This is a genomic window from Carboxylicivirga sediminis, from assembly GCF_018156225.1.
In the GTDB taxonomy this organism is placed as follows: Bacteria; Bacteroidota; Bacteroidia; order Bacteroidales; family Marinilabiliaceae; genus Carboxylicivirga; species Carboxylicivirga sediminis.
Window position 1 is genome coordinate 82,622 of the sequence record NZ_JAGTAR010000006.1, and the last position, 21,180, is coordinate 103,801.

Annotated in this window: 18 protein-coding genes; 9 read left to right on the forward strand and 9 right to left on the reverse strand. The window is 40.4% G+C overall.

From position 1 onward, the window contains the following. Positions 1 to 31 precede the first annotated feature (31 nt). From KDU71_RS05645 to KDU71_RS05665, 5 genes are all read right to left on the reverse strand, one after another. The gene (locus tag KDU71_RS05645) at positions 32 to 892 is read right to left on the reverse strand and encodes a beta-propeller domain-containing protein (RefSeq protein WP_212188940.1); all 861 of its coding nucleotides are present in this window, start codon (positions 890 to 892) and stop codon (positions 32 to 34) included. A gap of 170 nt (positions 893 to 1,062) precedes the next feature. Next, positions 1,063 to 1,773: a cupin domain-containing protein gene (locus KDU71_RS05650; RefSeq protein ID WP_212188941.1), complete on the reverse strand. Its 711-nt coding sequence runs from the start codon at positions 1,771 to 1,773 to the stop codon at positions 1,063 to 1,065. 43 nt (positions 1,774 to 1,816) lie between these two features. Further along, complete coding sequence (locus KDU71_RS05655) at positions 1,817 to 2,944, reverse strand: chorismate transformation enzyme, FkbO/Hyg5 family (RefSeq protein WP_212188942.1); 1,128 nt, start codon at positions 2,942 to 2,944, stop codon at positions 1,817 to 1,819. A gap of 19 nt (positions 2,945 to 2,963) precedes the next feature. Next, positions 2,964 to 4,748 carry a YncE family protein gene (locus KDU71_RS05660; RefSeq protein ID WP_212188943.1) on the reverse strand — a complete coding sequence of 595 codons (1,785 nt, stop codon included), beginning with the start codon at positions 4,746 to 4,748 and terminating at the stop codon, positions 2,964 to 2,966. A 22-nt stretch (positions 4,749 to 4,770) separates the two neighbouring features. After that, positions 4,771 to 5,562 (reverse strand): IclR family transcriptional regulator, encoded by a 792-nt coding sequence (locus KDU71_RS05665; protein WP_212188944.1) that lies wholly within the window; start codon positions 5,560 to 5,562, stop codon positions 4,771 to 4,773. Positions 5,563 to 5,862: 300 nt separating this feature from the next. Here KDU71_RS05665 and KDU71_RS05670 point away from each other — a divergent pair, with 300 nt between their 5' ends. The 3 genes from KDU71_RS05670 to KDU71_RS05680 all read left to right on the forward strand — a co-directional run bounded on the left by KDU71_RS05670 (position 5,863) and on the right by KDU71_RS05680 (position 9,523). Next, complete coding sequence (locus KDU71_RS05670; protein ID WP_212188945.1) at positions 5,863 to 6,318, forward strand: CoA-binding protein; 456 nt, start codon at positions 5,863 to 5,865, stop codon at positions 6,316 to 6,318. Positions 6,319 to 6,475: 157 nt separating this feature from the next. Beyond that, entirely contained in the window at positions 6,476 to 8,122 is a 1,647-nt protein-coding gene (locus KDU71_RS05675; RefSeq protein ID WP_212188946.1) for a hypothetical protein, read from the forward strand. Between the two features lie 111 nt (positions 8,123 to 8,233). Next, entirely contained in the window at positions 8,234 to 9,523 is a 1,290-nt protein-coding gene (locus tag KDU71_RS05680; RefSeq protein WP_212188947.1) for a nucleotide sugar dehydrogenase, read from the forward strand. A 107-nt stretch (positions 9,524 to 9,630) separates the two neighbouring features. Here the strand turns inward: KDU71_RS05680 and KDU71_RS05685 are convergent, their stop codons facing one another. Further along, on the reverse strand, positions 9,631 to 10,239 hold the full coding sequence (locus tag KDU71_RS05685) for a DUF3244 domain-containing protein (RefSeq protein ID WP_212188948.1): 609 nt from the start codon (positions 10,237 to 10,239) through the stop codon (positions 9,631 to 9,633). A gap of 601 nt (positions 10,240 to 10,840) precedes the next feature. Between KDU71_RS05685 and KDU71_RS05690 the strand changes: the two genes are divergently transcribed. Continuing rightward, positions 10,841 to 11,272, forward strand: coding sequence for a hypothetical protein (locus tag KDU71_RS05690; RefSeq protein WP_212188949.1), 432 nt, complete (start codon positions 10,841 to 10,843; stop codon positions 11,270 to 11,272). Between the two features lie 40 nt (positions 11,273 to 11,312). Here KDU71_RS05690 and KDU71_RS05695 read toward each other — a convergent pair whose 3' ends face one another. Next, positions 11,313 to 12,650 carry an OmpP1/FadL family transporter gene (locus KDU71_RS05695; RefSeq protein WP_212188950.1) on the reverse strand — a complete coding sequence of 446 codons (1,338 nt, stop codon included), beginning with the start codon at positions 12,648 to 12,650 and terminating at the stop codon, positions 11,313 to 11,315. A gap of 321 nt (positions 12,651 to 12,971) precedes the next feature. Here KDU71_RS05695 and KDU71_RS05700 point away from each other — a divergent pair, with 321 nt between their 5' ends. Together KDU71_RS05700 and KDU71_RS05705 are read left to right on the forward strand one after the other, a co-directional pair. Further along, positions 12,972 to 13,619 (forward strand): HD domain-containing protein, encoded by a 648-nt coding sequence (locus KDU71_RS05700; RefSeq protein ID WP_212188951.1) that lies wholly within the window; start codon positions 12,972 to 12,974, stop codon positions 13,617 to 13,619. Between the two features lie 80 nt (positions 13,620 to 13,699). Further along, positions 13,700 to 16,102, forward strand: coding sequence for a penicillin-binding protein 1A (locus tag KDU71_RS05705; protein WP_212188952.1), 2,403 nt, complete (start codon positions 13,700 to 13,702; stop codon positions 16,100 to 16,102). Between the two features lie 73 nt (positions 16,103 to 16,175). On the opposite strand, the gene KDU71_RS05710 is transcribed toward KDU71_RS05705, so the two are convergent. Beyond that, positions 16,176 to 17,258 (reverse strand): mannose-1-phosphate guanylyltransferase, encoded by a 1,083-nt coding sequence (locus KDU71_RS05710; protein ID WP_212188953.1) that lies wholly within the window; start codon positions 17,256 to 17,258, stop codon positions 16,176 to 16,178. A gap of 107 nt (positions 17,259 to 17,365) precedes the next feature. On the opposite strand from KDU71_RS05710, the gene KDU71_RS05715 reads away from it, so the two are divergent. Both KDU71_RS05715 and KDU71_RS05720 read left to right on the forward strand, forming a co-directional pair. Then, on the forward strand, positions 17,366 to 18,100 hold the full coding sequence (locus tag KDU71_RS05715) for an MlaE family ABC transporter permease (protein WP_244828223.1): 735 nt from the start codon (positions 17,366 to 17,368) through the stop codon (positions 18,098 to 18,100). Further along, complete coding sequence (locus tag KDU71_RS05720; protein WP_212188955.1) at positions 18,097 to 18,852, forward strand: ABC transporter ATP-binding protein; 756 nt, start codon at positions 18,097 to 18,099, stop codon at positions 18,850 to 18,852. The genes KDU71_RS05715 and KDU71_RS05720 overlap by 4 nt, the downstream gene beginning before the upstream one ends. Positions 18,853 to 18,885: 33 nt before the next feature. On the opposite strand, the gene KDU71_RS05725 is transcribed toward KDU71_RS05720, so the two are convergent. Beyond that, positions 18,886 to 20,289 (reverse strand): S41 family peptidase, encoded by a 1,404-nt coding sequence (locus KDU71_RS05725; protein WP_212188956.1) that lies wholly within the window; start codon positions 20,287 to 20,289, stop codon positions 18,886 to 18,888. Between the two features lie 234 nt (positions 20,290 to 20,523). Here KDU71_RS05725 and KDU71_RS05730 point away from each other — a divergent pair, with 234 nt between their 5' ends. Beyond that, positions 20,524 to 21,135 carry a hypothetical protein gene (locus KDU71_RS05730; RefSeq protein ID WP_212188957.1) on the forward strand — a complete coding sequence of 204 codons (612 nt, stop codon included), beginning with the start codon at positions 20,524 to 20,526 and terminating at the stop codon, positions 21,133 to 21,135. Positions 21,136 to 21,180: the final 45 nt, after the last annotated feature.

Consider the following 21,180-nt stretch of genomic DNA (forward strand, 5'->3'; position numbering starts at 1 on the left):
CACTCTATTAGCTTTAGGTCTGCAGGCAGATTCAACGCAGATATGTTAAATGCCAGTGCGGATCAATGGTTGAAATAAGTCCTAAATTATCTTTATCCTCCAGTTTCCAGATAACATTTGCATCCGAATCAATCTCAACAACCGAAGCTGTTGGCTGACTATTACGGGCATGACCTCCCCAGTTACAAATAATGGTATGCCCATTCTCAAGTCTGATTGCCTCGGCCACATATTGCAAGGCAACGCTATCGATATCATATTCATTTACCTCCCAAATCACTTCACTGGTTTGTGGGTTAATTTCGACTAAACGATGTGCATCGCCCAAAGAAACCAGCCAATTATTACTTGGCAGTACAACTAATGAAAATGGAACGCCGCCAACTTTAACGACCTGTTGCAAATGGCCATCCTCATTATATTCATGCACCTCACCATTACTTAATATTGGAACTAAGTATGTTCCCTTTTCTGTTTTACGAATTCTTCTAAATTGTGAATGAGGCTTCTTAATCCCTGTATTAAACACCAGCTCCTTCAGTTTATCACCTTGTGGCGTAAACTCCATTATTTTAGCCGGACAACCACATTGCCCCAGGAGGTAGTTGCCTTCCTTAGTTACAGATGCTGATTGCAGCTCGGTTCCTTCTGGTGCCATATATTCCCACACTACTTCATGCCTGGCGGTAATCACCTTGGCTCCAGTTCGGTGTGCATACAGGATATTTCCATTTGCTAATTCTGTTACTTCATTGCACTCCTGATCCTTTTCAAGCTTATGCCGCCAAAGAATATGACCATTTTTATCAGTCTTTACGATTTCATCCCAGCCTGAACCGGCCATAAGCATCGTTGGTGTATCGTTATGACACCCCATGACTAAGGTTGCCAAAATCAACAATGTTATCCTCCACGATATAGGTATTCCATTCATATTATTAGCAAATAGCATTTAGCAAAACTCCTGCGATTCCTGTTCAGTCGCTTTTTTCCTCCACCAATAGCAATAGGGAGAGGCTGGTACATCAGCTTCCCGGCCTGTTCCATTTTCACCCCTGAGGGCTATACATTACCAAGTATGTCAGTAAATGATACGTTGGGATTTGTAAATCTTAAGCCATTTCCGTCATGATAATTAGCATACTCTGACACAATAGCTCCTTCTGCCCCAGCCATCATAAAGTGAGGCGCTTCAGCTCTGTTCAAGGTATTAATACCATTACATTTTAATTCAACAACGTTATTTACTGTGATAAATTCCTTCTGGCTCACTGGTGTAGGTGGGTTGTTAGGCGTTTCATCACCCTCACCAAATGTAAAGATTGTTCCCTGGCGTACATGCCAGGATTCCATCTTAGCCGGATGCTCGGTTTCTACATGTTGATGCTCTACAATCATTTGACCGGGCAATAAAAAGATTTCATGTGCAAAGTAGCCATGTTTTGCATCGTTGTACCAAAATACACCCGCCATACCGACATTTTCAAAATCCCCGAGGCCAAAATCTGTAATGAACATGTTTGTCAATAAGAACTCATCTAACGGATAATTGTAATGCGCAAACATTTCCTTGTAAGCCTGAAGTGCTTTATCTGCACTTAATTGTCCATTGACATAGTAATCATCATTTGTATATCTCTTCACCATCTTTGTGCATGTTTTTTCACATTCTTTCTCTTTTACAGCAGTGCTTGCACATGAGTTGCTGACACTTGCTGCAACCACTCCTACAGAGCCTAAGGCCGTCATTTTAAGGACATCTCTCCTTTTCATATCATTAATTTTATTGTTATTCTCTTTTTTCTATTCTTAACCGTTACACTACCGATAGCGAGAAAACTGATTCTATTTCAACCAATAGCTCATCCCTACATATATCGGACAATAAGTAGCTAACATTGGCGGCAGCATTGTATTGGGAACACACCGCTCTAATCTCTTCAAAATCCTCTTCATGTTTGATATACACCCTTAACATTTCCAGGTCCCTTACACCTGAAACTGGAGTTACTGTATTATCCGTCGACACCAAATGACTGATATTTTCGAGTGTTAGTTGCGTTTGCCTGGCAGCATTACCTGCTCCAAGACTACTCTCTCCTCTTATGGCTGCCGTGCCAGAGACATAGACTAATGCCTTATTGAGATTCCCAATATATTTAGCCCGTTCAAACTTGGGCGTGGTTTTGATTCCTCTATTCTGGTCTTCTGCTCCAATTAAAACTCCCTGCGTGTAAGCATGGGCATCAATCTGAAGAGGGTTGGTTAATGGAAGATCCTGATCAACTCCTGAAACAGCCAGACAATCGACCACTATACCACCTGCCTTCATACCAATACCAGTTGCTGCCGGAAATCCATTGGGCCAATCTGTCATTTCATAAAACGAAGTGCGTTCATCGTTAAATAACTGGTAGCGTTGCGACTCACCATCCAAATCAGTAATGCACTCAATATAGTTCCATTGTCTAACAATAGAATTTATAGGCATTCCCTCACATTCAAGAATGCTTTTGATTGTGTGAAAAATCTGGTTGGCTTGTTGCCTTACACTCAAATGTAGAGGTGCCGACACACCAGATAAGTGCAATTCACAATACTCCTCCTTAATGACTTTTGCATATGATATACCATGATTTTTTTTAAAGATAAGTTGGGTATTTAAGCAACAAGGTACCTGTACCACTTCAAGTACCATTTTTGAATCCAGTGGTTTTTGCGCAATAAAACTAATAGATGGTTGATTGTTGCCGAATCGTTCGGCAGCAGTAGCTAATAGTCGCCTTTTATCATCTACATATCCTTCGTTCCCGTCAGGATTCCAGAAAACAGCTATGCGTAGAATACCCTCATCTGCAATTAATTGCCTAATACAGTCATTAAACATATCAACAACATTGGTACTAATGGTTGACTTTACAATATGATAGTCAGCTTTAAACATCTAATATTTAAGTTTTAGGCTAAAGTGATTTAACATACTCAATTAAATCCTCCATCTCTTTCTTCTTTAGTTTTTGCCTTTCCAAACCGTGTTTAAAATCCTTTAATAAGATTTCTATACTCTCGGCACGACCATCGAAAAGATAAGGAGCTGTTCGCCACACTTCTTTGAGTGTAGGCGTATCCCAACCCTTCTCAAATTCAAAAGAGCCAATTTTGTGCATCTGCATATCAGTATATAGCGGTCCGCTGTGACAATAATTACAGCTAGCTTTCTGAAATACTTTTTTACCTCGTTTTGCCTTTTCACTTAAATTCCCTTGTTCGAGATAAGGACTCGGCAATGGCCTAAGTGAATTCAGGTAAGCATCAACAGCCTTTGCATCCTCTTCACCTATTTCGGCAAATTGAATATGCTTAAATCCAGCTCTAACAGCCGTTTCGGCATCAGGTCTGATACCCGAAATCATAGCAGGTGCAGTTTGATGAGCATAAAGTAGACTTTTACAGTTCTTTGGATTCCCAATTCCATCATTCAGAAGATCCCAATTCATTCCATCAGAACGGGCATCCCCCGGGTGACACCCATTGCATGATTGCCAGCCTTGAAAACAGTGTGATGCATCGTTAAAGATTCGCTCTCCTCTCCTTTCAATGGTTTCTTTCAAATTAGGATTAAGGGCATGCGTATAAATCTGCCGACTAACCAGGTCTATAACATTAAGCGTATCAGAAAAATAGGTTGGCACAACAGCCTGCTCACCATCTAATAATAATGAACGTGGCCCATTACCAACAACTTTTAACCGATACCGTATATCCGTGAAAAACCGCAAATCGTATGAGAGTTCTTCCTTTTTATCTGTTTGTTCAAACTTGTTAATAAATGCCGCGTAATCTATTACACTGATATCATGTGTTCCAGAATGACTGATAAGCATTTTATCAGCATCGCAGGATACATCCCAGATTCCGGCAGCACCATACTCGGGTTCATCTAACAGCACTGTGCCCAAATAGGATTGTGACGCCGTGTGTATGATACTTAATCCACTGGTGTTCATCCATCCTTGTTGCAATTGTGAGGTTGGCACCTGAAAACGCCCTAAATTATGCGTGATAAAAATATACCTGCCATCTGAGGAAATACAAATACCTCTCAACGCATTACTCCCATTTGCCAAAGCAATGTCTTTAACGCGTTTCATTGTTTTAGTATCTACAACAGACACCTTGGCAGTCACCACCTCAACATCGGCTCGTTGAGCAGGTAAAAAATTAGTAACGTATAAGTATTTCCCATCATTGCTCAAAACAGCCCCTACAGGTTCTCTTAACAAAGAGACATTCCGCTTTACCTTATTGGAAATCAAATCAATCTCAGCCAGTGAGTTATCGTATTGGCAACAAACATACAGCTTTGCTCCATCATGGCTTAATACCGGACTAGTTGCACCCATTGGAACATTTATCTCAATGATCTTTTCCTTAGATAAAATATCAATAACAGTTACTAAACCTGTTGCATAGGAACTGGTAACATAGGCACGTCCATCTTTAACCACCACTCCTGTTGGCTCATCATTAAAAAACCATCGGTGATTCATTTGGTAATCTTCTCTTGATAATAGGTCAAGTCTTTTAGCCGTTTTCTGCAGTAAGAAAAGATATTCTCCCGTTTCATCGCTTGCAACATCTGTGGTTGACAAAGGACCATTCACTACATGTTGTCCTAACACGTTGTCACAGTTTCCAACGATGCATAAAACAGAAATAATAAGAGTCGCTATTTGAGCATTTTTCATAGTACACTTACATTAACCAGAATTAATTATCGAATCCCCATAAACGAGAGATTGCCAAGCCTGCTTCTTTCAATATTCTTCCAGTCTTATCAAAATCTTCATGCGGTAATCTTGCAGAAGGGGCTGTTACCCAAAGTGCCGCGATAGGGTAGCCATACTGATTAAAGATTGGTGCACCTACACAATGCACACCATCTAATTCTTCAGCATGATCAAAGCTATAACCACAACTTTTCACCTGAATTAACTCCTTCAAATAGTGACTCTTTGTAGTGATAGTATTGTTGTTAAATTTTTCAAAACCCATCCGTGCTATAATAACTTCTTGCTCACTTGGCGGCATAAAAGCAATAATCGCTTTGCCTGGTGCAGAAGCATGCAGATTGAAGCGCTTGCCAATCTTCAGCATAAAGGTAAAAGGATGAAGCCCGAGTACCTGTTCCAGTAGAACGCCCTGCTGATCTGCCAAAGAACCTAATAATACCGTTTCCTTTAACTCGTCTCTTATCTGGCGCATTACCGGCAAACTATTTTCAACTAAACTTGATTCTGAAAGAGTTGATAAACCGATATGAAGAAATTTTTTGGATAGAATAAAACGCGAAGGCTGCTCACATTTTATCAAATATTTTCGGTCAACTAACGTTTGTGTTATGCGGAAAAGTGAACTTTTAGGAAAACCTAATTTATCTTGCAATTCAGCCAAAGTAAGTCCATGCGAGTACTCCATTAACAATTCAATAATGGTCAATGCTCGCTCTAAGTTAGGAACAGAATAGTTCTTTTCATCATCCTTTGTATTTTGAAGTTTCATATATGAATCTTTGTTTTATTTATGAAATACAGCGTCAAAAATAAAAAAGAAAATCAAATAAAAAATCAAAGAACATTTCTTTTTACTGGCACAAACGATAATTACGCATTCCATTAGCCATTATTGCATTACTCATACAAACCCAACACTATATGGCTAAAAGCACTTCTATAGCATCTTGTCAATCAACATTAGTAAATTCATCAGGCGACTGACCTAATCTGTATCCTTTTATTAAAACACTGAAGCTTGATATAAACAGGTTTTTATAAGAAATTTGTTGTCCCAATACTTATCATCATGACAGTGACCAAACAACAAATTGACGATTTTTTAAAAGCACAAAGCATTGCCATTGCAGGTGTTAGCACCGATGAACGAAAATTCGGCCGTAAGGTATTCGATGAACTGGTTAAAAGTGGCTACCAGGTACTCCCCATCAATCCGAATACAAATAACATTAACGGACACGTTTGCTACCAGTCTGTTAACGAGCTACCAGAACATACCGAAAGCTTACTCATTATCACACCCAAAAACGAAACAGATAAGGTATTAAAAGAAGCCATTAATAAAGGCATTAAAAACATATGGGTACAGCAGTTTTCAAATACCGAAAATACCATTGCCATTGCCGAAGAATACCAGCAGGAAATCATCCACTCTAAATGCATTTTTATGTTTGCCGAACCGGTTAAAGGCTTTCATAAGTTCCATAAGCAGCTATTAAAGGTATTTGGCCGCTTACCAAATTAATGTTCATTCACTTTTTTTTTGAGTAACGGACTATTCACTCTGACAAAATCCTCCTGACACCTGATAACATTATATATTTCAATGACAAAGGAGCCACGTCGGATTTGATTTGGTTGGGCGATTTGTTTACATTCGACCCCATCAAACCTTACATGATATGTATCGAGCTCTTTTAGTCTTATTTACCTTAAGCCTGCTCACGGCAGATTTGCAGGCTCAGGAAGTCCCTTATCATATTAGCAACAAAGCTGTTTATGACTTTGTGGATGAACTGGCCAACAAGGGTATCATAGATATTAATTCGGCAATTAAGCCCTATTCGCGCATGACCATTGCCAAAGCCCTTCAACAAGCCAATGGTCACTCCTCACTCACTAAACGCCAGCAACAGGAACTAGCGTTTTACTTAAAGGACTTTAATAAGGAACTGACAACAGGCAAAGACTTTGATAAACGTTTTGATGTGCTTTACCACAGTGATTCTCTCTTCAAAGTAACAGTTAATCCTATTATTGGCGGACTGTTCTTCAATAACGGAGATAAAACAGTTTACCACCGCTGGGGCGGTGCAGAGTTTTATGGCTCCATTGGTAAGCACCTGGCGGTGTATGGCAGCCTGCGCGATAATCATGAATCCCAGTACCTGGGCGGACCACGCTACATTTCGCAGCGCGACGGAGTCGTTTACAAAGGTAAACACGATGCCCGCGATTATTCCGAAACACGGGGAGGCATTGTTTACAGCTGGAACTGGGGCAGCATTGGCCTGCACAAAGATCATATTCAATGGGGCCATGGCTACAACCAACATTCCCAACTAATTAATTCAGCTCTTGCTCCTTCTTTTGGGTATATATCCTTTAGCCTGAAACCAGCCAAATGGATTGATTTTCATTATTACCATGGCTGGCTGGTTAGCGAGGTTCTTGACTCAACACGTACCTACGGTGTTTATAATGGCGAACGCCAGGTATTTGCCAATAAATTTATCGCCTCCAATATGTTTACCATTCGCCCATGGCAGAAACTAAACATCTCCTTTGGTAACTCGGTGATTTATGGAGATGTTGATTTCAACCCAACTTTTCTGGTACCATTTCTATTCTACAAATCAGCTGACCACACCTATAACTCATGGGACAATTGGGTAGGCCACAATGCGCAGATGTATTTTGATATTAGTAGCCGGCAAATCAAAAACCTGCACCTCTATACCACCCTGTTTATAGATGAAATATGGCTGGCCAACATGTTTAATAAGGACCAGATGACCAATGACTTCGGCATTAAGGTGGGATTCAGAGCCACCGACCTGCTGCCCAACACATCGGTAACAGCAGAGTACACCAGAATACGTCCTTTGGTCTATGAACATTTTGTGCCAACTACTACCTATAAAAGTAACAAGTACGTAATGGGCCATTACCTGCGTGATAATGCTGAGGAAGTGTTTTTCGAATTGGGCTATAAACCCATCCGTGGCCTCGATATCAGAGCCAGCTATACCTGGTTTAGAAAAGGTAAGGACTACCAAAAAATATTTGATGATGGCGAAGCTGAAGAACATCCTGAAATCAATACCGACGAGCGGGAAATTCGCCTGGGATTGCCTTTCATAAACGAGGTGCGCTACAAAAACCAAAGCGTCACACTTAAAGCCTCTTACCAGGTCATCAACGATGGCTTTATTTTCGTTGAAGCAACTAAAAACAGCTTTGGCGGGCCCGACATGGAGCTATACACCAACCCCTATTACCGGAATGGTGATAACATCTTGTCCTTTGGGATGAACTTCGGATTCTGATATTTTTCTTAATTTAACAGCTCAAATTATAATCAATTAACAATATTAACAGTCAGGAACAGACGCATTAAACCCTTATAACCAACCTACTGGATTTTAAAATAAGTAACTATGTTAAAAGAACTTCTCGCCAAGGATAAAAAGCTATCAGTAATAGGCCTGGGCTATGTTGGCCTGCCAATCGCTTTAGAATTTGCCCGCAAAATGTCGGTCATTGGTTTCGATATTAAAGAAGAACGCGTTGAACTGATGCGCCAGGGCATAGACCCAAGTAATGAACTGGAAGCTGAAGCTTTTAATGGGTGCGATATCACGTATACAAGTAATGCAGCCGATTTAAAAGAGGCCAATTTCCACGTGGTGGCTGTTCCAACACCTATCAACAACCACAACCTACCTGATCTAACACCGTTGCTAAGTGCCACACGTGCAGTTGGCAAAGCACTTAAGAAAGGTGACTATGTAGTGTTTGAGTCGACTGTATATCCGGGCTGTACCGAAGATGATTGCGTACCTATCCTGGAAGAAGAGTCGGGCTTAAAACTGAATATTGATTTTAAAGTAGGCTTTAGCCCCGAGCGTATTAATCCTGGTGATAAAGAACACACACTGACTAAAATTCTAAAAATCGTTTCAGGTAGCGATGATGAGTCGGCCCGTGTGATAGAAGAGGTTTATGCTTCTATCATAACTGCAGGTATCCACAAAGCCAGCTCAATAAAAGTGGCCGAAGCAGCGAAAATTATTGAAAATACACAGCGTGATGTGAACATTGCCCTGATGAACGAACTGTCGCTCATCTTTGATCGCATGGATATTAATACCTTCGAAGTGCTTGAAGCAGCAGGCACCAAATGGAATTTCCTGCGTTTCTTCCCTGGTTTGGTAGGCGGTCACTGCATTGGCGTCGATCCTTACTACCTCACCTATAAAGCCAACGAATTAGGTTACCACTCGAAAATTATTACCGGCGGCCGTTTTATCAACGACTCAATGGGCGGCTATGTTGCCAAAACAGTCGTTAAGAAAATGATATCGAATGGTAACAAAATCAACGGCGCCAAGGTTTTGATTATGGGTGCTACCTTCAAAGAAAACGTGAGTGATATACGTAACTCGAAAGTGGCTGATGTGGTTAATGAGCTGAAATCATTCAGCATACAGGTTGATGTAGTTGACCCACACGCCTCATCGGATGAGTTAAAGCACGAGTATGGCTATGGCTTAATTGATAAGGTTACAGAAAAGTACAATGCGGTTATTGTTGCAGTAAACCATGATGAATATATCAAGCTGGATGAAGACTACTTTAAATCCATTATGGTTGATGAAGGTGTTTTTGTTGATGTGAAGGGCATTTATCGTAACAAGATAAACGATCTTACTTACTGGAGCTTGTAGGAAGCTGTCAAACAGATAAAAAATAAAAACGGTGTATCTACAAAATTGTTGATACACCGTTTATTCGTTCTGTAAACCTTACCTGGTCTACCTGGTCACTTTCATCATTACTTATTAAATTCATAGCTGTACTCCTTATTTCCTGAAGTTAATGAAACCATATAAGCACCTGAAGGAAGATTAGTCAAATCAAACATTCCTGAATAGGTACTCTCTGTTGGCAGGCTTGAGTTATAAATCTCAGTACCAAATCTATCACCAATAGTAATGTTTAATGCTGCCTCATCAAAGTTCATATGACTAACATATAGCTTGTCATTGGCAACTCTGAAAAATGCTTTCAGCATATCACTATCGTCACTTGCACCATTTACTTTCACCAATGAATGATTTTCAATGGTAAATTTCTCAGATGATTTTTCCTTTTTACTGGTTAACTCAATCGTATACTCTCCATCTGCTAAAGATTTTAAATCAAAAAGCTTCTGGAACGACTCTGCACCATTAATTCTGGAACTGGCATAAAGCTCTTCACCTGATTTATTGAAAATTTTCACCCGATAATTATCTGCCACATCAAAACGAGCTGTGATAACAGCATAATCTGTTTTCAGGTATGAGCTGATAAAGATCTTTCCTTTTCCGAATGCACCTGTGGATAATAACGCCAATACGGCTATTGGCAAAATCCTCCTTAATACGTTTACTTTTTTCATAGTAAAAACAATTTAAATAGTTAATAATTTATTTTGACCCCTTTTAATAATAGGGTACGATGCAAAAATAGATGGTTTTTTTGAAACCGCATGTAAAAATTAAGGGGTATTTTTGTTAAAAAAGTATAAAGTGCAATTTTTGATGTTGTTTTTAGGGGGTCAAAATCCATTTTTACTACTTTTTAGCTTTATCAAGCTATTTTTTAGGGGGTGTGTTTGAAAATTTACATTTTAAAGCGTACTTCTTTAGAAAATTCCAGATATAAAATACCCATGGGTCGTTTTTTGCATGTTTACCTTCTTTCCAAAAACTCCTTAAATAATCTATAAAAAGCCTTTGTTCATTAATAAACTGTTAAAAACATATAACAATACTGTATTTTAATTACAGTTTTAATGCATATGCACGCCATTAAGTGATGATTTATTACTCCTCCATCCTAATTATTATAAAAGTTAACCCGGATTATATTCGTTTCGCGAAAAAACATTTGGTACTTTTATTCTGGCACATACCTGCAAATGATTGTGCAGTTTAGAAGCAGTTGCACAGACTTATTTAAATATCTGGATATATAGGCATCTTATTAAACACATAGATATGTACCATAAAGATTATATAATGCGCATGATGGAGATGCTTTCTGAATTGATTGCCTTATTGCTTGGACTTATTAAGAAAGGTGATTTTCAGGTGGCAGCCAAACAGCTCGAAAAAGCATATCTTGACTTTCTGAAGAAGGATGCAGCCTTTTTTCATGCTATTCCCTTAGAGAAGTTAACCGACAAACTTCTATCGGAACATCACTACACCAATGACCACCTGAAAGTACTTTCAGAACTGTTGTATGCCGAAGGTGAATTACAGGTAGCTAACAACAAACCGCAAGCAGCACTCATACACTTTGAAAAAGCCATGCGCTTATTTGAATTTACAGAACAAGAGAATGCCACCTTCTCATTAGCTAACGAAAGACGCCATCAGGCACTTGCAGAACGTATTGAATCAATAAAAAAATTGCCAACCCGATAATCAGGCTGGCAATGTCCATCTTAAATATTTCTTACCTGGTTTAGAAGGTAAATGCTATCTCCAATTCAAATTGGTTCATTTCCAATTCGATGGTTTGATTCGGCACCATATTGCCTTGCATAGCTTGCTCAGGATCAAAGTCGAAAGGATTGTAGCCTTTAACCGATGCCGGTAAAGCATATACCATAGCCAAATGAATTGCACGGCCAGACTCTCCAAAAGCTTTTGAACATCCTAGCGATATATGGTTTTCGATTACACCAGGAGCTAACATATTAAAAATAACTTCAGATTCTGGAATTGGTTGATCGTTATGTGAGAATCCTCCTCTGAATACCCAGCTATTACCTTTATCATACTCAAGCCCCAGTTTGTATACATTAATATCCTGCCAGCCAAAACCGGAGCCATTATCGGCACCAAGTGGCACATGGTTTGGATTTGGGGTGAAACTACCATCCGGATTCATGAATGCTGGTGGCAAGGCCATCGGATCAATTGGATTTGCTATAGATGCCACTCCTGAGTAGTTGATCCGTTTATAGTCGAACATGGCAGTTAGCTTATCATTTACCTGATAGGCAAGACCAATAGTAAAGTTCTCTGGGATATCAAAATCGCCCTGCTCAGCGAATAAACCAGCATATTCATCAAAGGTACTCATGTTGATTTTCGGCTGATAACTTGCTCCAACAGACAACGCATCGGTAAGTTGACCCAAATACCCAATCTTTAATCCTACGCCAAATGAGTTGTCATGGCCATTTCCTGTCAGTTTCTCCGGGTTACTTGACATGCCAAATTCACCAAACATACCTAACCCTTTTGCTTCAAAATACTGATAGGTACCCAAAACAGTCAGACCCAAGCTATGCTTTTCAGACAGCTTGCGAGAATAGGTAACACCCAGAAACATTTGTGCCAGGTCAACGCCAGTTGTTGAAGATGATTGATCGCCAAAAGTCATCGCTGGATAGTTCGTGTTCATACCTCCATTACCAAACAGCACAGCAGACAAACTACTTTTCTCGTTTAACATCCAATTAGCACCAATATTGGGCACTACAAATAATTTAGAGTCACTCTCTACTGTACCTGGCATCAAACCCATTGTACCAGGCATCATCGATGGATTACCGGCCACGGTATATTGCCTGTTAGGGTTAAAAAACCCAACACCTAACTGGTATTGTTTACCTAAGAGCACATGCGCCGCAGGGTTTCCGTTTATCAGGGAGTTTTTATACCAGGCAATACCTGCCCCGGCCAGCCCTTTATTTTGAGCCCCATAGCCAACGCCAAAATAACCATCGGTGGCATAAGTTAGTGAAGGCATCAACAGCCCAACCAACATCGTTAAAACATAGATTCTTTTCATAAATGTGGATTTTAGTACTTTAAATACATTAATGTAGATATTTTAATGTATAAATATAGAAATAATTCTATATTTAGATTCTTAGAATTATTCTAAACTACCACTCCTCATTCTGAAACATTTATAGAGTTGAGCTGTAGGCAATCAAACGGGGTTTAGGCATGCATGATCTTTTTTTATACGTCTATCACCTAAGCTAAATCAAAAGGAATGAATAATAATTGATGCGTTCCCCGGCTTTTCAACTTATGGTTGGATAAGCTAAACTTTGGCACTCCTCTTTTTTTGCTATTTTTGATTGTGAATATGTTTATCGAGCCAATGCTAAATAACAAACAAATTACAGAGATAGAAGAATGGGCCCAATTAAAACTATCAGAGTGTGATGCCGGTCATGACTGGTGGCACATTAAACGTGTTCAGAATAATGCCCGCCTGATTCATCAGCAAGAAGGTGGTGATTGGAACATTATTCTGCTGGCAGTTATCCTGCACGACTTGGCCGACACCAAATTCTTTGATGAGATTGAGGCTTTAATGCTAATTGAAGATAAACTGAACGATTATCAAATAACGGAATCAAGCATTCAGCACATATTGGCAATTATCCAGAATATCTCCTTCTCCAAGCAATGGAATAACAATCCTTTTCATTCACTTGAGTTAGAAATTGTACAAGACGCCGACCGGCTTGATGCTATTGGAGCCATTGGGGTGGCCCGCGCCTTTAGCTATGGGGGCCACAAAAAACGTGATTTTTATAATCCAGCGATTGCACCTCAGCAATTCGACGATACCGAGGAGTACCGCAAAAGCAACAGCCCAACCATTAATCATTTTTACGAAAAACTACTGTTGCTTAAGGATAAGATGAATACCTCAACAGGTAAAACCCTGGCCGACGACCGGCATCAGTTTATGGAGCTATACCTGAAACAGTTTTTTAAAGAATGGGGTGAAGACCTCTAGTAAACACAAGTTTTTAAGCAAACTATTAACTCGTCGTTATTCACTAATTTTACCGCCGCTTAATAAAACACACAAGCTACATGGCAGCTAAAAAAACAACATATAAAAAGAAGTCGCCCACAAAGAGAACTGCAAAGGCCAATAATAAGACTCTTAAAAATAGAAGTTTTAAGAAACGTCTGCTAATATTTAGCCTTAAAGCAGCAAGCATAGGAATTGCAGCCTTCTTTATCTTCTGCCTGTTTGTGTATTTGGGTTTATTTGGAGCCTTACCTTCCGAGAAAGAGCTATCAAAAATACAGAACCATTCCGCATCTGAGGTCTACTCCATTGATGAAAAACTGATGGGCCGCTATTACATTGAGCACCGCCTTACAATAGATAACGATGAAGTATCACCCTATATAAAAGAAGCTCTTGTTGCTACCGAGGACAGCCGTTTTTTCGAGCATAACGGTCTTGATTTTATCAGCCTGGGCCGTGTAGTTGTGCGCTCAATTATATTTGGCGACCGTGCCCAGGGTGGAGGAAGTACCATCAGCCAGCAGTTGGCAAAAAACCTGTACCCGCGTATGCACCTTGGGTTTCTCACGCTACCGGTTGGAAAGACAAAAGAGATATTTACAGCAGCCCGTCTTGAGAAAATATATTCGAAAGATGAGATATTGATGCTATATCTGAATACTGTACCTTTTGGTGAAGACATTTACGGCATAGAGGTGGCCTCTCAACGCTTCTTTGGCAAGAAGTCACTTCATCTGAACCCCGCCGAAGCTGCTACATTGGTAGGGATGCTGGCTGCTAACACAGCTTATAACCCGCGCCTTAACCCAGAGCGCAGTTTTGATCGACGCAACATTGTACTGAAACGCATGAAAGAGCATGGTTCCATTTCGGAGAACGAATACCTGAAGTGGAGCCAGAGTAAGATTGAGCTGAACTACAAAAGAATTGATCACAACACAGGTATTGCTCCTTATTTCAGAGAGAAAATACGTGTACAAGCGCAGGATATTCTGGAAGACCAATATGGTGATGAGTACGACATATACTCTGATGGGCTAAAGATATATACCACTATTGATGCACAACTCCAGCTCTATGCAGAACAAGCTGTGGCCCAGCAAATGACTCGTCTGCAGGATGAATTTAACCGGCATTGGAAAGGACAAACAGCCTGGGCCAGACATCCACAGGTTTATACCAATGCGCTGCGTCAGTCGCGCCGTTATCAGAAGATGAAAGATGCCGGGCACAGTGATGAGGCCATTTTTAAAGCCATGGAAAAATCAGTGCCCATGACCATTTATACCCATGCCGGAGAAAAAAAGGTGAACATGAGTCCTGTTGATTCCGTCAAACATTACCTGATGCTATTAAACACAGGTTTTGTCGCCATGAATCCCCGCAATGGACATGTATTAACCTGGGTAGGTGGTATCGACCACAAAACGTTCCAATACGACCATGTCACCTCTCGCCGACCTGTAGGCTCTACCTTCAAACCGATAGTATATGCAGCTGCTTTGCAAGATGGTGTGTCTCCTTGTGACTTTATCTCTAACGAACAGGTTGTGTATGAAGATTACGACGATTGGTCGCCCGCCAATAGCAATGGACAACACGATGGCTTCTTCTCTGTAAAAGGAGGACTGGCCAACTCTGTTAACACCGTTAGTGCCAAGTTAATTACACAAATTGGTATTAATAAGGTGATTAATATGGCGGAAGATATGGGTATTAAAGAAGACATCCCCAATTATCCGTCAATAGCACTTGGCACAGCCGAACTTTCACTGCTTGATATGGTATCGGCCTACACCACTTTTCCGAACTATGGCCGGCCGGTTGAACCTGTTATGCTATTGCGCATAGAAGACAGAGACGGAAACGTGCTGTATGAAAATGAAGGTAATATTCCGGGTGACGAAGTTTACGATGATGACGTAGCGTATTACATGGTTGAGATGATGCGCGGCGTTGTTGAGCGAGGCACAGCCGGTTCGTTGAGAAATATTTTCCACCTGAAAAGCGAACTCGCGGGTAAGACAGGAACCACACAAGACAATTCCGATGGCTGGTTTATTGGCTATACGCCAAACATCGTTGCCGGTGTCTGGGTGGGCAACGATCAACCATCAATACGCTTTCGTTCCACTGCATTGGGAAGCGGCGGACATATGGCCTTACCAATTTTTGCCCGCTTTATGCAGCGTCTAGAGAAAGACCGAAGTCGCTATCAATATCACAAAGGCTCGTTTTATGTGGTGCCCGCACGCCTGCAAAAACAACTCATGTGCGACGATTTCTCAGAGCAAGATCCGGATACCAACTTCTTCGATAGCCTGTTCGACAGTTTTAGCCGACCAGACTCTGTTAAGCTAAAAAAACAGGAGGAACGCAAGGCACAAAGAGAAGAGCGCAAGAAGACCGACCACAAAAGCGTGTTACAAAAGATGAAAGACTTATTTAAAAAGAAATAAAAAGAGGTGTCTGTACCCCTGACACCTCCATCAAATTAAGGTTTTAACGAAACAGTCAGCTCTTTGAGTTTATTCACCCTTCAGAATCGAGTTCGGTTTTCAGGTCGGTGGTAAACTGACGAATCTGTTGCTCATTCTCTTTTGGGCAAATTAAAAGTGAGCTATCTGACTGTACAATGATGTAACCTTCCAAACCTTGAATAACCCCAACCTTTCCTTTGGGTAAATGCACAATACTATCTTTTGTATCGTAAAGCAGCACCTTTCCGCTCAGTACAGCATTATTGGCTGAATTTTGAGCCGAATTCTCATGTAATGAAGTCCAGGTTCCCAAATCGGACCAACCAAAATCAACTATTTGCACATAAACATTGCTGGCTTTTTCCATCACACCGTAGTCAATCGAAATATTCCGGCAATCAACATAGGTATCAAACAAGGCTTTTTCCTCCTGTTCGGTCCCAATATATGGGTAAAAAGTATCGAATAACACAGCCACTTCGCGCAAATGCTTATGAAAAGCATTCTCGATACTACCAAGTGACCAGATAAATATCCCTGAATTCCAGAAGAACTCACCACTTTCCACCAATATCCTGGCCATCTCCAGATTGGGTTTCTCAGTAAAAGTTTTCACCCTGTTAAAGCCATCGGGCAAACCTTTGGCTGAGCCAACCTGAACATAACCATAGGCTGTTTCTGGACGGTTTGGTTTCAAACCCAAGGTTAACAACACATTCTTCTCTTCAACAAACTGTAAGCCGTTAGTGATATTTGTCCTGAACAACTCTTCATTCATTATCAAATGGTCCGATGGGGTCACTACCACCTTTGCATCGGGATTCTTCTTTTTAATCACGGCATTGGCCAATGCAACACATGGTGCCGTATTCCGCCGCATCGGTTCTGCCAACACCTGTTCAGCCTTTAATTCGGGTAATTGTTCAAGTACCATCTGTTTATAATCCAGGTTGGTGACCACCAAAATATTTTCGATGGGACAAAGCGGCTTAAAACGCTCAAAGGTCTGCTGAAGAAGCGATTTTCCTGTTCCAAGAATGTCTAAAAACTGTTTGGGAGTTTGGGTAGTGCTGAGCGGCCAGAATCTTCGACCAACACCTCCTGCCATTATCACGCAGTATGTATCGTTACTCATGGATGTGTTTATTTACAAATACTCTAGTCGTATTCTTTCTTGAGTTGATGGAATATTATTACTTTTATCTCTCTAAATTACGGACTATTTTCCATACCACCATGAGAATGTTTTACCACCTTGGCCGTTACGCTATCTTTTTAAAAAAAGTCTTTGGAAAACCAGAAAAGCACTCTGTTTTTGTCAAACAGATTGTACGCGAGATAGATAAGCTGGGCATCGACTCTCTGGGCATTGTGATGATTATATCAGCATTTATGGGTGCTGTTATCACCTTACAAACTGCTTATAATATTGATTTACCAATCATCCCCAAATACACTGTGGGCTTAGCAGCACGTGACTCTATCCTACTGGAATTTTCATCTACCATTGTTGGATTAATATTGGCAGGCAAAGTTGGTTCAAACATTGCTTCTGAGATTGGTACCATGCGGGTTACCGAACAAATTGATGCCCTGGAAATAATGGGCATTAACCCGGCCGGCTACCTGATATTACCAAAGGTGGTGGCCTTTGTATTTATTATTCCTGCCTTAACGGTTATCAGCATGGGCGTTGGGATTACAGGTGGATATCTGGCCGGTTCACTTACTGGTGAAGTACCCGGCCCCGACTATATATATGGTATTCAATTTGCTTTCCAACCATTTTACATTGTTTATGCTCTCATTAAATCAGTTGTATTTGCATTTATAATCGCCACCATATCGGCCTACTGGGGCTACCATGTGCAAGGTGGTGCACTTGAAGTAGGTAAAGCCAGTACAAAGGCAGTAGTTGCCAGCAGTGTTCAGATTCTGCTGTTTAACCTCATCTTAACACAACTTTTATTGGCATGATTGAAGCAATTGACATACACAAATCATTTGACGACAAAGAGGTACTTAAAGGTATATCGACCAAATTTGAAAAAGGGAAAACTAACCTGATAATTGGTCAGAGTGGTTCAGGAAAAACCGTATTACTCAAATCCCTGGTTGGATTGCATGATATTACTTCAGGCGATATCCGGTACGATGATAATAGTTTTCTATCCATGGACAACGCCAGTAAGAAAAGGCTGCGTCAGGACATCGGGATGCTGTTTCAGGGGTCAGCCCTGTTTGATTCACTTACGGTAGAAGAGAATGTACGCTTCCCGCTTGATATGTTTACCGATTGGAATCTTGAGAAGAAGCGCGAACGAGCCAACTTCTGTATCAATCGCGTAAAGCTCGAGAATGCCAATCATAAGTTCCCTTCAGAGATAAGTGGTGGTATGCAGAAACGTGTAGCTATTGCCCGTGCCATAGCATTGAATCCTAAATACCTGTTTTGCGATGAACCTAACTCCGGCCTTGACCCCCGTACGTCCATTGTTATTGATGAGCTGATTCACGAAATCACAAAGGAGTTTGATATGACAACCATTGTGAATACCCATGATATGAATTCGGTGATGGGAATTGGTGAAAACATCATTTTTATATACGAAGGGCGCAAGCTATGGGAAGGGACGAAAGATGATATTTTCCATGTGCAGAACAAGGAGCTGGAGGATTTTATTTTCGCTTCGAAACTCTTTAAGAAGATAAAAGAAAACAATGGTTAAGGTTTCTGCGCTGAAACCTTAACCATAATGCTACTATTTCTTCAGCTCATATTGCATGTCGTATTTAAGAGGATGAGCCAGACTCGCCTCGGCATTAAGCGGCCTAACATCTATCTCTCTGGCTGCTTTTAAAACAGCTCCCTGTGGCGCAACACCTGTGATATCTGTTAATGCCGCTGCCAGGAAATCTTCATTGATATCCCCCAAAGGATAAATTTCCTGCCCCTGAAAGGCTACCTTAAAGTCTTTCTTTGGTACATCAGGTAGTAATCCCTGTGTATAATCAATTGAGTTATCAATATTCTCAGCTCGCATGACAATTGGTTGTATGGCCCAATTATGCTTCTCATCAGGATCGGAGATGGTAATGGAACCATAGTATTTACCATGTGTTTGCTCTCCAATCTGAATAACCTCGTCAAGATGTGGTTCTAATCCATAAATCACCATTTCACTAGCCGAAGCTGTTTTGTAGGTAGTAAGCACATACATCTTAGATAAATTAAGATTGCTAACGTTCTGCTGCAATCGGTCAATATTAAAATCATCACCATATTCCCCCTGCAAATAGCTGGTCAATGCGGGATTATAGCTTGTTCGTAACAATACCTCTCCGGCCTTACCCGAAGGGGCTATCATACTACTCATTAAGATAGCCGATGACACTGCTCCACCACTATTATAGCGCAAATCGAGTACTAAGTTATCCACACCCTGCGCTTTAAATTCTGCAAAAACAGTCTGAAGTTCATCATTGTAATCATCAATAAAAGATGTATATACGAGGTAACCGATTTTATGCCCCTCATACTCTATCACATCTGAATACAATATAGGATTACTCTGCCATACCACCGCTTCAATATTTATTGAAGGTGACCTTTCAGTAATCGTTAAGTCATTATTTAATGTACCCAGAGTTAGTTTAAAATTATCACGGTATATCAAATCCTGATAGTTTTGATCGGTGATCACTTTATCATCTATCTTATAGAAAATATCACCGCGCTTTAAGCCCGCTTCAGCACCCGGCGAGCCTGGCTCAACATATTCTATAAAACCAATCACTTCATTTGAGGTGTTTTCATCCCTGTAATATAGCCGGTACCCATAGCCGGTGGATTTACTTACCCCACCTAACATGTCAATTAGTCCTTGATAGTCATCAGTAAGAAAAGACCATCTATCTTCGGCTCGATACGTACATTTCTCAAACAAGTCGTACGTATCTGGCTCACGTTTATAATCAATATTAGGTATTTTATCCTCCCAATAGTAGTAGGCTTTCATATACTCATAAACAAACCCATTAATATTCTGCACCTCAACAGGCACAGGATTCGGATCAGGCTTGGGTGAGTCATCATCACTACAAGACAAAAAGTTGAGTGACAGTACTGCAAACAATGCAACAATGGTAAATTTCAGGTTTTTCATCTGATTAGATTTATTTCTTTTTAAAAGGTTGAAGACCAAAATAAAGTTCATTCATCATTATAACTGCTAAAATGAATAACTAAATTTGGATAGAAGTTTAAGGCTTCTCATCTTAAAACTAAAAAATATACTTTATTATTACCTACACAACTAAATAAATATTTGGAACAGAACCACAAATACTACCTCATCTGGCCGATTGATCAGCCCACATTACCTTGCAAAAAAGCAGCTATGGAACAAATTGCTTTAGTCAACCTTATACGAAACAATGCACCTCATCTGCTGATTCCTGAAAAGCGTAACAAAGCCAACTCAAGTCTGCCAATGCTTACTCAGCTATTTAGTAACAATGACTATCCTTTTAAAAACGGACAACAACTTCATACCAAAGGAAGTATTGTATGGACAGATTATGCCATTTACTTTTGGCAGCTTACACTTTATCTTCTAAAAACACATTCCAATATCAGTTTCGTTGATTTGCTTAAGACCTGTTTTTCTAATGATAGCTATCAACCAGACTGGCAGGCCATCGCACCATTAATTGCAACAAATGGCACCCAATCACCTATTGTTGAAACAGATGAGCTGGATCGTTGGTATGATGAAATTAGTCTGACACACCTGTCACCCCACAGCTACCACCAGCTGTACCAATGGTTTGGGATCGATTTAAAGGAGATTGGCTACCAGGCATTCGATTATTTCATGATTCACAGAGATGGTAGTAATGCCTGGCAAAAGGCTATTCAGCATTACCTAAGGAATATCAATAATTTGCCAAACAAAACAGCATCAGCCATATTTGATGACTACCTTAAAGCACTTCTGACTAAGCATTGATTAATCTTCATTAATTTCGTTTGAACATTAAGCGATGCCACTTTA